Annotated in this window: 13 protein-coding genes and 2 pseudogenes; 7 read left to right on the forward strand and 8 right to left on the reverse strand. The window is 69.1% G+C overall.

Annotated features, from left to right (window positions below):
* Nucleotides 1-196: pseudogene (locus ACWDA7_RS44210) on the forward strand (hypothetical protein); the annotation flags it as partial.
* Nucleotides 197-280: 84 nt separating this feature from the next.
* Here the strand turns inward: ACWDA7_RS44210 and ACWDA7_RS44215 are convergent.
* The 5 genes from ACWDA7_RS44215 to ACWDA7_RS44235 are packed head-to-tail and all read right to left on the reverse strand — an operon-like array spanning nt 281 to nt 5,743.
* The gene (locus ACWDA7_RS44215; protein WP_450612713.1) at nt 281-1,327 is read right to left on the reverse strand and encodes a glycosyl hydrolase family 65 protein; all 1,047 of its coding nucleotides are present in this window, start codon (nt 1,325-1,327) and stop codon (nt 281-283) included.
* Nucleotides 1,260-2,552: a hypothetical protein gene (locus ACWDA7_RS44220; RefSeq protein ID WP_450612715.1), complete on the reverse strand. Its 1,293-nt coding sequence runs from the start codon at nt 2,550-2,552 to the stop codon at nt 1,260-1,262. Before ACWDA7_RS44220 ends, ACWDA7_RS44215 begins: the two co-directional genes overlap by 68 nt.
* On the reverse strand, nt 2,553-3,425 hold the full coding sequence (locus tag ACWDA7_RS44225; protein ID WP_450612716.1) for a carbohydrate ABC transporter permease: 873 nt from the start codon (nt 3,423-3,425) through the stop codon (nt 2,553-2,555).
* Entirely contained in the window at nt 3,422-4,369 is a 948-nt protein-coding gene (locus ACWDA7_RS44230; RefSeq protein ID WP_450612718.1) for a carbohydrate ABC transporter permease, read from the reverse strand. The genes ACWDA7_RS44225 and ACWDA7_RS44230 overlap by 4 nt, the downstream gene beginning before the upstream one ends.
* Nucleotides 4,370-4,387: 18 nt before the next feature.
* On the reverse strand, nt 4,388-5,743 hold the full coding sequence (locus tag ACWDA7_RS44235; protein ID WP_450612720.1) for an ABC transporter substrate-binding protein: 1,356 nt from the start codon (nt 5,741-5,743) through the stop codon (nt 4,388-4,390).
* Nucleotides 5,744-6,019: 276 nt separating this feature from the next.
* On the opposite strand from ACWDA7_RS44235, the pseudogene ACWDA7_RS44240 reads away from it, so the two are divergent.
* Both ACWDA7_RS44240 and ACWDA7_RS44245 read left to right on the forward strand, forming a co-directional pair.
* Nucleotides 6,020-6,160 (forward strand): annotated as a pseudogene (locus tag ACWDA7_RS44240) (IS701 family transposase); the annotation flags it as partial.
* 59 nt (nt 6,161-6,219) lie between these two features.
* Nucleotides 6,220-6,411 carry a hypothetical protein gene (locus ACWDA7_RS44245; RefSeq protein WP_450612722.1) on the forward strand — a complete coding sequence of 64 codons (192 nt, stop codon included), beginning with the start codon at nt 6,220-6,222 and terminating at the stop codon, nt 6,409-6,411.
* A 100-nt stretch (nt 6,412-6,511) separates the two neighbouring features.
* Here ACWDA7_RS44245 and ACWDA7_RS44250 read toward each other — a convergent pair whose 3' ends face one another.
* On the reverse strand, nt 6,512-7,687 hold the full coding sequence (locus ACWDA7_RS44250) for a GDSL-type esterase/lipase family protein (protein WP_450612724.1): 1,176 nt from the start codon (nt 7,685-7,687) through the stop codon (nt 6,512-6,514).
* An 89-nt stretch (nt 7,688-7,776) separates the two neighbouring features.
* Nucleotides 7,777-8,346 carry a TetR/AcrR family transcriptional regulator gene (locus tag ACWDA7_RS44255; RefSeq protein WP_450612726.1) on the reverse strand — a complete coding sequence of 190 codons (570 nt, stop codon included), beginning with the start codon at nt 8,344-8,346 and terminating at the stop codon, nt 7,777-7,779.
* Between the two features lie 71 nt (nt 8,347-8,417).
* On the opposite strand from ACWDA7_RS44255, the gene ACWDA7_RS44260 reads away from it, so the two are divergent.
* A complete protein-coding gene (locus ACWDA7_RS44260; protein WP_450612727.1) occupies nt 8,418-8,909 on the forward strand; it encodes an FBP domain-containing protein in 492 nt (163 codons plus the stop codon).
* A gap of 180 nt (nt 8,910-9,089) precedes the next feature.
* Nucleotides 9,090-9,227, forward strand: coding sequence for a hypothetical protein (locus tag ACWDA7_RS44265; RefSeq protein ID WP_450612729.1), 138 nt, complete (start codon nt 9,090-9,092; stop codon nt 9,225-9,227).
* 277 nt (nt 9,228-9,504) lie between these two features.
* Here ACWDA7_RS44265 and ACWDA7_RS44270 read toward each other — a convergent pair whose 3' ends face one another.
* A complete protein-coding gene (locus ACWDA7_RS44270) occupies nt 9,505-11,199 on the reverse strand; it encodes a PucR family transcriptional regulator (RefSeq protein ID WP_450612735.1) in 1,695 nt (564 codons plus the stop codon).
* A 310-nt stretch (nt 11,200-11,509) separates the two neighbouring features.
* Here ACWDA7_RS44270 and ACWDA7_RS44275 point away from each other — a divergent pair, with 310 nt between their 5' ends.
* Together ACWDA7_RS44275 and ACWDA7_RS44280 are read left to right on the forward strand one after the other, a co-directional pair.
* On the forward strand, nt 11,510-12,022 hold the full coding sequence (locus ACWDA7_RS44275; RefSeq protein ID WP_450612731.1) for a general stress protein: 513 nt from the start codon (nt 11,510-11,512) through the stop codon (nt 12,020-12,022).
* 53 nt (nt 12,023-12,075) lie between these two features.
* Nucleotides 12,076-12,338 (forward strand): Hsp70 family protein (locus ACWDA7_RS44280; protein WP_450612733.1); only part of this gene is annotated, 263 nt, incomplete at its 3' end.

Raw genomic sequence — 12,338 nt, forward strand, 5'->3', positions numbered from 1 at the left:
CCTACATTCCACCGCCCCCGACAGGATCGTCCAACCCGGTCAGCGCTTTGACGCCGAGATCCCCTCCACGCGCCCACACACATGCCGGGAGAGCCTCAAAGACCACCAGATCTTGCGCCAGTGCCGACGCCGCGGCAACGCGATCAATCACGCCGTAGCCGGCGTCGCCGCACACCACAACCTCAAGCTCCGGTAAGCAATGCACCCACGACGGTGAGACACGCCCAGCCTCGCGTTACGTGAGAGCTCTTAGCGGCCCGATGCGTGCGGCGGCAGCCCCTCAACCGTGCGGCGCAGGCGTCCGTGTGGCGACGGTGACCTCTCCCCCGGCCGGTACGTGCCGCACCGTGCCCGCCGTCTCCACCGGGAGCGGCTCACCCGTGTGGAGCCGCACGGTCGTACCGTCGTGTCGGATGTCCACGTCGAAGACACGGCCCCGCCAGCGGAGCCGCTGAAGGGTGACACCTTCCAGCGAGCCGGGCAAAATCGGCGCGAGGACGACCCGGTCGGCGCGCCAGCGCAGCCCCGAGTAGCCGTAGAGGAACTCCTGCAGGAAGCCGCCGTGCCCGGTCAGGAACGTGAAGGCACCACCGGTGCGGGCCTCGGCGAACTGCTCGAAGGGTGGTCTGACGAACGGTTCGACACTGCGCCGGGTGTACTCGAAGGCCGCCTTGGCGTTGCCTAGTTCGGCATGGACGATGGAGTGGACCGAGTCCGTCATCGACGGCCCGTCCTCGTGGGTACGGGATGCGTAGTACTCCAGGTCGGCACGCGTGACCTCCGGGGGCTGCGGGTTCTCCCACGGGTAGGTGAGCATCACCACGTCGGCCTGCTTGATCACTTGGCCCTGGTACCCGGCGAACTCCGGGTGGATGCCCCGTACTTCGTCGAACGGAACGACGATGCGATCCGATACCTCGGCCCATCGCGGGTCGGCGCTCTCGCCGAGGGCCTCGGCGGCGCCGGCAGCGAAACGCAGGGATTCCCGGGCGGCGACGTTGGTGTAGACGGAGTCGTCGTGCGGTCCCATGGCGTACTCGTCCGGCGGGATCACGCCGTTGATGTGGCAACGTCCCTCGGCGTCGGTGGTGACGCGGCTCGTCCAGAAGTCCGCGACGGCGCTCAGCACGGGCAGTCCCACGGAGCGCAGCCACGGCTTGTCGCCGGTCGCGAGCCAGTACTGCCAGAAGGCCAGAGCCACATCGGCGCTGATGTGCTGTTCGAGGCGGCCGAAGGGCGCCCACGCAGGGGTGTCCTCGTCACCGGTGAGCCCGCTCTCCCAGGGGAAGCGAGCGCCCCGGTGGCCCCCCGGCGGCCGCGGCGGCACGGGCCGCGTCGAGCCGGGCCACCCGGTAGTCGAGAACGCTTCGCGCGATCTGCGGATGCTGGGCGAGCAAGCCGGGCCAGATCCAGGTCTCGGTGTCCCAGAAGACGTGGCCGTTGTAGCCGTCACTGGACAGTCCGGAGGGCGACGGTGACCACGGCGAGTCCTCGTGCACGCTCGTGAGGAGATAGAACTTCGCGGCTCGCACGCGGCGTTGCAGCAGGGCATCGCCGCGGATAACGATGTCGCTCTCCCATTCGCGTTGCCAGACGCGCCGGTTGTCGTCCGCAAGTCGTGTGTGTCCCTCGCGGGCGGCCTGCTCGGCGTGGGCCCGGGCTGTGCTCAGCGGCTCGTCCGTGGTGTGGGAGGTGACCACGGACACGTACTTGGTGAACGCCAGAGGGCGTCCCGGGGAGGTGCGGACGCGGATCGTCTGCGCCGCGGTGCCGTCCGGCTCCGGGACGGGCTCGACGTGGCCGGGTCCGTGCAGGACGGAGACGAGCGCGGCCGTGACGCCGCTGCCCTCGGCCTCCACAAGCGTCCAGATCTGCCCGTGGCCCCCGCCCCGCCCCGCGGTCCGGGCGCGCAGCGCGGCACGCTCGTCCAGCGCGTCGGTGACGACGAGCTCGCCCTCCCAGTGGGGCGTGACCGTCACGCTCACGACGGCCACGCACGGCCGGGACCGATCGGTGAACACCTCGTAGCGCACGTCGGTGATCCGGCCCGCCGGTGAGGTCCAGCGGGCGTCTGTGGTGATGGCCCCGGTACGCAGGTCGAGGCACTGCCGATACCGCTCGATGCCGCGCGCCGCCCCGGCGCGCGGGCTGCTCACCGGGGCCCAGTCCTCGCCGGCCGGCCACTCGCCCTCGTCGGGTGCGCTCTCGCGCGCGCCGGGTGGGCAGGTGAATGCGGAGTTGAACGAACCGCTGCCGTCGCTCACATCGAGCGTGGACCACGCGGGCAGGGACGCCTTTCGGGACCATGTGCCGTCCCGGCCGGTGTAGAAGCCGGCGACGTGGAACTGGGTGCGGACGGGAGCCTCTGCGAAGCCGTTGCCGGCCGCGGGGACGCGTGCGGCGAAACGGCCGTTGCCGGTGAAGGTGGGGTGATAGTCGACGAGCGCGGCTACCTGAGGGTCCCCGGGGCCGGGGCCCCGGTGAGCATCGTCCGTGGCCAGCACCCATGCGTCGGCAGCCGGAGCGGGACGGTCGCTGGTCGGGGCGGTCAATTACTTCAGCCCTCCCGCGGTGAGGCCGTCGACGATCCGCCGCTGGAAGAACAACACGGCCACGACGAGCGGCAAGGTCACCACGACCCCGGCGGCCATCTGCGTGCCGAACGGCTGGTCGTACTTGTACTGCCCGGTGAAGAGGGAAAGGATCACGTTGGCCGTCATCATGTGACGGTCGTTCACCACGCTGACGGCGATAAGGAATTCGTTCCAGGCGCTGATGAAGACGAGGATGGCCGTGGTGAACACGCCCGGCGCGGCGAGCGGAAGCACGACCTTGCGAAATGCCTGCGCCGGTGTGCATCCGTCGACCTGCGCGGCCTTCTCCAGCTCGGCTGGCATCTGACGGAAGAACGCGGTGAGGTTCCACACGGCCAGCGGCAGGGAGAAGCTCATGCTCGGGACGATCATCGCCTGGTAGGTGTTGATCCAGCCGACGTCCGTGAAGAGCCGGAGCAGCGGGACCACCAGGATGATCGGCGGGAACATCGACGCCGCGATGATCAGTGTCAGGATCAGGGTCTTGCCGCGGAATTGCAGTCGGGCCAGGGCGTATCCGGCGAAGATGCCGACGGCCAGAGTGACGGCGGTGGTGATTCCGGCGACGACGAGGCTGTTGACGAGGGCTCGGCCGAACCCGTTGTTCGGATCGAAAGCCGCCGTGTAGTTGTCGAAGGAGGCCGGGGCGGGCAGGGGCGCGTTCGAGAACTGGTCGGCCGGCCTGCGCAGGCTGGAGACCGCCATCCAGTAGAACGGCGCGATGCAGTACGCGACGACGGCGGCGATGCCGAGCCGCTGGGCCCAGGCCCCGGTCCCCCTCCTTCCCCTCGCCCCGCGCCGTGGCAGTCGTGTGAGAGACAGCGTGCTCATGACTCACTCCTGGTGCCCCGGCCGAGCAGATCGGCGCCGAACAGCTTGACGAACGCGAGGGCGACGATGGCGATGTAGACGAACAGGACGGTCGCGTACGCGGCGGCCGAGCCGAAGCGCAGATTGGTCATCTCGTTGAAGGCGGACAGCGACAGCGTCTCGACCGAGTGCTTGCGTGGCCCCACCAGGACGTACGGCAGGTCGAACATGCGCAGTACGTCCAGGAGGCGGAACAGGACGGCGACCACGAGGGCCGGGCGGACCAGGGGCAGGGTGATCCGCCAGAAGACACGCCACGACGAGGCGCCGTCGACACGTGCAGCCTCGTACAACTCGCCGGGGATGATCTGCAGTCCGGCGAGGACGAGCAGACCGATGAACGGTGCGGTCTTCCAGGTGTCGGCGATGACCACGGAGAGCCAGGCGTGGAACCCGTCGCTGTTCCACAGCACTTGGCTGCCCAGGAGTTGGTTGGCGACTCCCTGGCTGTTGAAGATCCACTTCCAGAGGATTCCGGAGATCGCGGTGGGGATGGCCCAGGGCACGAGGACGGCGGCGCGGACGAGCGCGCGGCCGCGGAAGGCACGGTGCATCACCAGCGCCATGAACACGCCGATGACGACTTCGAGGGTGACCGAGGCCAGGGCGAAGGATGTGGTGTTCCACCAGGGGCGCAGCAGCCGGTCGTCCGAGAAGACGGTGGCGTAGTTGCCGGTTCCGTAGTGGGAGGTGTTCGCCACGAAACCGGTGTGCGGATCAATGCCCTCGGTGGACACCTGGAAGGAGAGCCGAAGAGCGGCCACCACGGGGTAGCCGATGACCAGGGCGAGGACCAGAAGCGTCGGCGAGAGCAGGGCCGCGGCCAGGCGGCCGGTCCCGGCGCGGCGCGAGGTGCGCTCGGGCCGGGACGCCGGGGCCGTGCGCCCCGGCGTCGAGGTGATCACGGACACGAGCGGACCCGCCTACTTCTCGGCAATCGCCGCGGAGAGGTTCTTCTGCATGTCGGCGAGGGCCGCGTCGACGGGCGTCGAGCCGCTCAGCGCGGCTGAGGCGCTCTCCTGGATGGCGGCGGTGGCGTCGCCGTAGTGCACCACGACAGGCCTGGGTGTCGCCGTGGCCAGGGACTGCTTAAGCGCGTCCAGGTACGGGAACTGCTTGCGCAGCGCCGGGTCGTCGTAGAGATCGGTGTACGGCGGGGCCGCCGAGGTGACCTTCAGGTTGGTGCGGGCGTTCTCCTCGTTGGAGAAGAACTTGATGAAGTCGAGCGCGGTCGCCTTGTGCTTGGCGAACTTGCTGATCGCGAGGTCGAGCCCGCCGAGGCTCGACTTGCCGGGCCCGTCGAGGCCCGGCAGCGTGGCGACGCCGAACTTTCCGGCCACCTTGCTGGAGCCGTCCTTGGCGTTGGCAAGCGTCCACTGGTACGGCCACTGCCGGTGGAAGAGCAGGTTGCCCGCCTGGAAGGCGCGCCGGCCGTCCTCCTCCTCGTAGGTGGCGGCCTGCTTGGGGATGGTGCCGTCCTTGAAGCCGTCGACGAGGAACTGCAGGCCCTTCTTGGCGGCGTCGGTGTCGACCGTCGCCTTGCCGTTGGCGTCGACGACGCTGCCGCCCGCGGAGGCCACGGCTTCGGAGAAGTTGACGGTGAGGCCCTCGTACTTGTCGAACTGACCGGCGTAGCAGCCGATGCCCTTGCCCTCGGGAAGCTGACGGACCTTCGCGCAGTCCTGCTTCATCTCGGCCCAGGTGGTCGGCGGCTGAGCGTTGATCTTGCCGAGCAGGTCCTTGCGGTAGAAGAGCAGACCGGCGTTGGTGTTGAACGGGATCGCGTATTGGTTGCCGAAGTAGTTCCCGGTCTTCACGACTGCGGGGATCATCTTGTCGAGGGGGAATTCCTTGGCGGGCAGCTCGTCGATCCACTGGTTGGCCGCGAACTCGGCGACCCAGATCGGGTCGAGGTTGAGCACGGAGTAGGCGTCCGACTTGGTCTGGGCGTTCTGGATGAACTGCTGGCGCTGTTGGTCCGCGCTCTCCGGCAGTTCGACGAGGGTGACCTTCTCGCTGGGGTGCTGCTTGTTCCAGCGGTCCAGCTGGCTTTGCAGGGTGCCGGTGGTGTCCTTGCCGGTGGCGAGGGTGATCGGGCCGCGGTCGTTGGACTTCTCTGGCCCGCCCTTGGAGTCCGAGGAGCCCGAGTCGCTGCATCCGGCGAGCACCGACGCACACACCATCGCGGCCGTCGCCGCCGCGGCCAGTCGCCGCGGCCTCGCTCCCCCGGCGCCCGGGGGTGTCTGTCCCGCACCCAACACCATCCGCAACGAACTCACCGTGGCCTCCTCGCTGTTCACCGACGGGTCGCTGAGCGCACCACAACACGGCTCCCGTCGACGACTCATCGACGACCGAAACCCAGATTTGATCGTTCAAGATGGCCTCGCGAGAGTGTCCCGTCAACCCCCTGGAACGGAAAGTTCCCACTCCAACTGACTTGTCAGCGCTCGGTCATGGCCCGTGTGAACCATTCCACCCGCTTCCACCGTCTCCTGAAAATTTGATCGTTCATATACGACTTCTGCGCCCGATTACGGCGAGGAGCACCACCACAGGGCGCCGGCACAGGCCTCGAGGGCCCGCGCTACTACGACTGGGCCTGGGTCCAGACCGGCCACGGCGGCCACTACCTCCTCATCCGCCGCAACCGGACCACCGGCGAGCTCGCCTTCTACCTGTGCTGGTCACCCACGCCGACTGCGGCTAGGATCACGCCAACTACCGTCGTGAGGTCCACGATGGGCATCAGCGCGTGATCGCCCGCCGCGGCACCGAGCACGGTACCGAAATCGGCACCCGCCGCCAGGTCGTGGAAGTCGGCCTCGCGCTCTTGCACGGGTTCCGCCGGGAATCCCGCGCCGACATCCGCCAAGCCTTCGGCACCCGCGGCTGCGCCAACACCTGCTGGCGACGCCTCAAGACCCGACTTCACCCCGGAATGTGATCAGGCCCTGGACGCCGCTGGCTCCGCCCAGGCCGTCTGACCCGGCTGGAGCAGGGAGCACGGCCGCGCAGCGATCACGGTCTGCGTGACCGCGATCGTGTCAGCCGGTCACGGCGGCGAAGGGACCGCCGTCGCCGAACGCGAGTCGCGCGAAGTTCTCGGCGATCCGGCGGTGTCCTGCGGGATCGGGGTGGACTTCGTCGGGCAGTGGGAATTCGGCGTAGTCCGCCTCGCCGTAAAGGTCACGGCCGTCGAGGTGGTGCAGATTCGGGTCGTCAGCGGACCGCTCTTCGACGATCCGGGCGAGTTCGTGGCGGATGACGTTGAGCGTCAGGCGCCCGGCGGCGCGCTCGGCTGGATCGCCCGTGGCCCTGAAGCGCAAGGTCCCGCCGTCGAAGTCGGGCGCGAGGGGGCCGGGGGTGTCCTCCTGGATCGGGCACAGGACGGGAGACACGACCAGTAGCGGCGTTGTCGGATGCCCCTCGCGGATGCTGTCGAGGAAGCCGTGGACGGCAGGGGTGAAGGCACGCAGGCGCATCGCGTCGGTGTTGACGACATTGATGCCGGCCTTGAGGCTGATCAGGTCCGCGGGGGTGTCCCGCATCGCACGGGCGGTGAACGGGTCGAGCAGCGCGCTGCCGCCGAACCCGAGGTTGACCAGTTCCACTCCGCCCTGGGCTGCGGCCAGGGCCGGCCAGATGGCGGTCGGGTGGGCGGCGTTGGAGCCGTGGCTGATGGAACTGCCGTGGTGCAGCCACACCCGGCGTCCGCTGTCCGGCGCCGCCTCGACCGGTGCATCGGTACGCAGGGCGATCAGCTCGGTGATCTCCGTATGCGGAAGCCAGATCTCGACGGCCTTGTCACCCGCCGGCAGATCGGTGAATCGGGCGGTACCGGCGGGCCCCTCGTGTAGTTCGACGGACTGGGCGGCCAGGTCGATCATGCGGACGTTACCGCCGGTCACCGTGGCCTGGGCAGCGAGACTGCCATCGACCAGCAGGTCGTAGACGCCGTCCGCCGGGGCCGGGAGACCTCGGTAGACCCGCTTGGTGGGCAGCGTGTCCAGTTCGATGGTGGTGGCCCGGGTGCGGAAGGCCAACCGCACGCCGGACGGCTGGGCCTCGGCCATGGCCAGTTGATCGTCGGGGATCTGCCGACGCGCTCGAGCGGGCAGTCGATGCGGCAGCAGGCCGTGGGCCGTCGGCTCCACGTCGAGGAAGCCGCGCAGGATGTCCGCGGTGACAGGTGTGGTGATCCAGTCGTGCTCAGTGCTCATAGCCTCGGCCTGTTGATCAAGATTTCGGGATTGTTCGGATGCGTCGGTGCGCGGCGCGGCGGACCGCCCCCGATGAGGGCCCTTGCTGGTCAAGGGGTGGTCCGGTTCCGTAGCAGAGCGTCGAGGGAATCCAAGATCCAGGCCCAGGACTCCTGCGAGTCGACGGCGGTGTGGCTGAAGCCTCCGGCCATCTCCAGGCTGACGTATCCATGGAAGACGCTGCCCAGCATCCGGACCGCGTGCGTCTGGTCCGGCTCCGCCAGGTCGTAGCCGCGCAGGATCGCCCGCGTCATCTGTGCGTGCCGAACGCCGGCACTGGCGGCCGCCGTCTCGGGGTCGAGCCGGAGTCGGGCGGCGTCGTAGCGGCCGGGGTGCTCGCGGGCGTAGTCGCGGTAGGCGTCCGCGAAGGCGGCCAGGGCGTCCTTGCCGGCACGCCCGGCCAGGGCGGCGACGACCCGGTCGGCCAGTTCCTCCAGCGCGAACAGGGCGATCCTGGTCTTGAGGTCCTGGGAGTTCTTCAGGTGCGAGTACAGACTCGCGACCTTGACGTCGAACCGCCGGGCGAGCGCCGAGACCGTCACCTGGTCGAAGCCGACCTCGTCGGCCAGTTCCGCCCCCGCCCGGGTCAGACGCTCCACGGTCAGCCCTGCTCGAACCATAACCTTCCTCCTATCCAACGACGACCATTATGCATTTGCCTAAAGCTTTTAGGCAAATTAGCCTGCCACTCATGAAGCCGCTGACTGAGCAAGAGATCCGTACTGCGTTCGTGAACTGCACGAAGGGCGAGGCGAAACGCCTGTCCCTCCCCCGCGACCTGGACGAGCGCCCCTGGGACGACCTGGACTTCCTCGGCTGGCGTGACCCCCAGGCGCCCGACCGTGCCTACCTCGCCACCGAGTTGGAGGGCCGCACGGTGGCACTCGCCCTCCGCTGCCCGAGCCCTGCCTCCTGGCAGATGCGGCGCAGCATGTGCTCGATGTGCCTGACCACCCACACCGGAGGCGTCTCGCTGATGGTGGCCCCGAAGGCCGGCAAGGCCGGGCAGCAGGGCAACACCGTGGGCGCCTACATATGCAGCGACCTCGCGTGCCCGCTGTACGTGCGCGGCAAGAAGGACGCGGGCGCCGGTGCGCGGCTCCACGAGTCGCTCACCCTGGAGGAGAAGATCCAGCGGACCGTCGCGAACCTCACCGCGTTCATCGCCAAGGTCACCACATGAAGCGTCCGGCCGCGCGGGCCACACCTGCTACCTCGACCGTCGGCCACGGTGCGCCCACGTCGCCCGCGCGGTCATCTTCAGGACCGCCGGCGTGCGAACTGGGAGACGCACAAGTACGGCGGCTAGCGAAGCCAGAAGGCCGCCGCCCTGCAGTTCCGCAAGGCCGGCACCAAGAACTACGTGAACGTCAAGGGCATCACGTCCAGCAGCACAGGCTCCCTCAAGACCACCGTCAAGGCGGCGTCGGACGGCTACTGGCGCTTCACCTACGCCGGTTCGCCCACCGCCGCTCCGGTCACCTCGACCGGCGTCAGGTAGCGAGCAGGCGGTCTCCCGGGCGGACGCCTCAGGCCTCCGCCCGGGAGACCCCGCGTCGCGACGCAGATAGCCAGGCAACGCTTGACGAGCATGATCCCCCAGGCAAGTAGGGAGGCAACTCCCGCGATGGCACACGCGCCAAGACACCCTCAATAGCGGACTCCGGCAGCCGTTTGACCCGCTGCTGCAGTAGCCCGCCCTCACCGGTCAACGTGTCTTAACCCCTTTGTGCTGGCCACAGCCCGGAGGCGCTCAACACCAGTCACCTAGCGGTGTATCAGCCGGCTCCGCCCAGCACTATCTTCCACACTCGGGTCGCCACTTGGAGGTTGAGCCGGTCCTCGACGTTCGCGAGGTCGGTGCCGCTGATGTCGCGGATGCGCTGGAGCCGATAGCGCAGCGTGCTGCGGTGGATCGCGAGGGATTCGGCGGTCTCGTCGTAGTTGCCGCCGCAGTCGAAGTACCGGGACAGGGTCTCCACCATGGCCGCGTGGTGCCGGGAGTCGTAGTCGATGAGCTGCCCGAGCCACTCGTGGACGAACGTCTCCAGTTCCTGGTAATCGTTGCCGGGTCCCAGGATGCGGTAGAGGCCGAGCTCGTCGAAGAACGTCGTGCCGTAGCGCTCGCGGGAGTGGCGGCGCACTTCCAGGGCGCGCTGCGCCTCCTGGTAGCGGTGGGGGATGTCGTCCAGGGAGTCGCAAGGGGCGCTCACCCCGATCGTCCCGGACCGTGTCCCGGTCTCCCGGGCGAGCGCCTCGTACAGCGCGCGGGCGTGCGGCCTGTCGTCGGCGACCAGGACCACGTGGTCGGAGCGTCGGGTCAGCAGCGAGCGCATGCCCACGGCAGAGGCCGCCCGGCCCACGGTCTGCGCGAAGGAATCGTCCGCGGTCCGTTTCGACCACTGCACCACGACGACGTAGTGGCTGCGGTGCAGGTCGTGTCCGACTGCCTCGGACCGGGCGTAGGCGCTCGCCTCGTCCGTCCCTGCCAGGAGGTCGTCTACCAGCTCGCGGTGCAGCCTCAGCTCCACTTCGGCCAGATTACGCAGGTGCGCCAGCTCCAGGGCGAGCGACGTGGCGGCGTGTTCCATCGCGAGCACGGTGTGCTCGTCGGCCTCGTCCCGGGCATCGACCAGGGCGAGCACGCCCAGGATCTCGCCGTGCGGGCGGATCAGGGTGATCAGCCGGTCCCTTATCCGCACCGGCCCGGCCTGACGGGCGACGGCGTGCAGCATTTCGTCCTGGCGCACGGGGTCCGGTTCCGGATAGGGGTCGGGGCGGCTGGGGCCGGTCCAGGACCTCAGCCGACCGAAGCGGTCCTCGACCAGCGCGGGGAGTCCGGTGAGCCCATGCAGTGCGCGGGTGATGGCTTCCTCGCCGCCGCCCGAGGCAGCAACGTCGGTCATGAGCGCGTGAACGGCCCGCTGGTACCCCAGCTCAGCCACGACGGAGATCAGCTGCCGTTGGAGGGCTGTGCGTTCCTCTCTGAGCCGGTACAGCTCCAGCGCGTCCTCGCGTTGGCGGCGGTGTGCGATGGCGACTGACAGAGCAGCAGCGGTGTGCCGGACGAGCGTGGCGAGCAGGGAGCGCTCGGCCTCGGTGGGCTGGGAGCGGGACGTCACCACGAGGTAGCCGTTGAGTCCCTCAAGTCCGCGCAACCCCAGGGCCCGGCCCCAGGGACTGCCGGATACGGTCACATGGCCGTCCTGCCCGGCCAGCTCCCGCACCCTCCGGTCCACGGCCAAGGCATGGACCCGCCCGTTCCTCGGGCTGGGGACCAGGTCGCCGTCCACCCTGAGGTATCCGGCCTCGGCGCTGTATGGCCCTGCGGCGGCTATGTGGTCCATGGCCAGGCGCAAGATCTCGCCTTCGTCCAGGGTGTCGAACAGGGCGCGGGAGAGCACCATCATTTCGTGGGGGGCATGGTCGGCTGGGGTTGGCACGGGTGGGCGGGGCCCTCTCCGCGCGGCCATGGGGGGCCGCCCGGCGCTGCCCCGCGGAAGACTGCCCTCCCGGTCGCAGCTGCGGCGGTACAGGTTGTGCGCCCGGCTGCCGGACATGGGATCACTCCGTTCTCCCCGAGCCTTCAGGGAGGCGAGCGGTGTTCCGGGTACCCGCTCGCGGGCCGGCTTATCCGAGATGTTCGGATTCTTCCTCTCGTACTCGTGGGGCGACCGGACCCGTGCATTTCTGACTCGCCAGGCGCAGGCGTGGAGCCACTCGGCTCGCCACCCTGGGGAGTGTTCGAAACCCTCCGTGCGCACCGGCAGGAAGGGCTGGGCGATGACCGAGCAGCATCGCAGGCCGGTTGCCTCGTGCAAGACGTACGGGGAAGCCGAACGAGCCGTTGACCACCTCTCTGACCATGGGTTTCCCGTGGAGAGGGTGGCGATCATCGGCCAGGACGTGCGCCTGGTCGATCAGGTGATCGGCGGGGTGGACTACGGCAGGGCCGCGCTTCACGGTGCGGCGAGCGGTGCGCTCCCCGGTGTCCTGATCGGCTGGATCTTCGGCCTTGTGAACTGGCTCGACCCCGTCGTCTCCGCCCCGCTCCTCGCCCTGTACGGGCTGATCTTCGGAGCGATCGTCGGCGCGCTGTTCGGCATGCTGCTGCACGCCCTGCAGGGCGGTCGCCGGGATGTCGCCTCGCTCCGCTCGATGCAGCCGAGCCGGTACGAGGTCGTCGTGGACGAGGCGGTCGCCGACGAGGCGGTCGCCGACGAGGCGGTCGCCGACGAGGCTGTACGGCTGATCGGCGCGCTGCAGACCACCGGCGGAGGTCCCACCCGTACCTGAACGAACGTGATCTGGAGAGTCGGCGCAGGCCGCCGCACCGGGAGGAGTTCCTCATGGCCAAGGCAGTGGGAATCGACCTGGGCACCACCAACTCGGTGATCGCCGTGTGGGAGGGCGGCGAGCCGTCCGTCGTGCCCAACAGCGAGGGCAACCGCACGACACCGTCCGTGGTGGCCTTCACCGACACCGGCGAGCGGCTGGTGGGCCAGTTGGCCCGGCGTCAGGCGATCCTCAACCCCAAGGGCACCATCTACTCGGCCAAGCGGTTCATCGGCCGGCACTTCGACGAGATCCCCGACGAGGCCAAGGCCGTCGC

This window comes from Streptomyces sp. NPDC001156 (assembly GCF_053598275.1).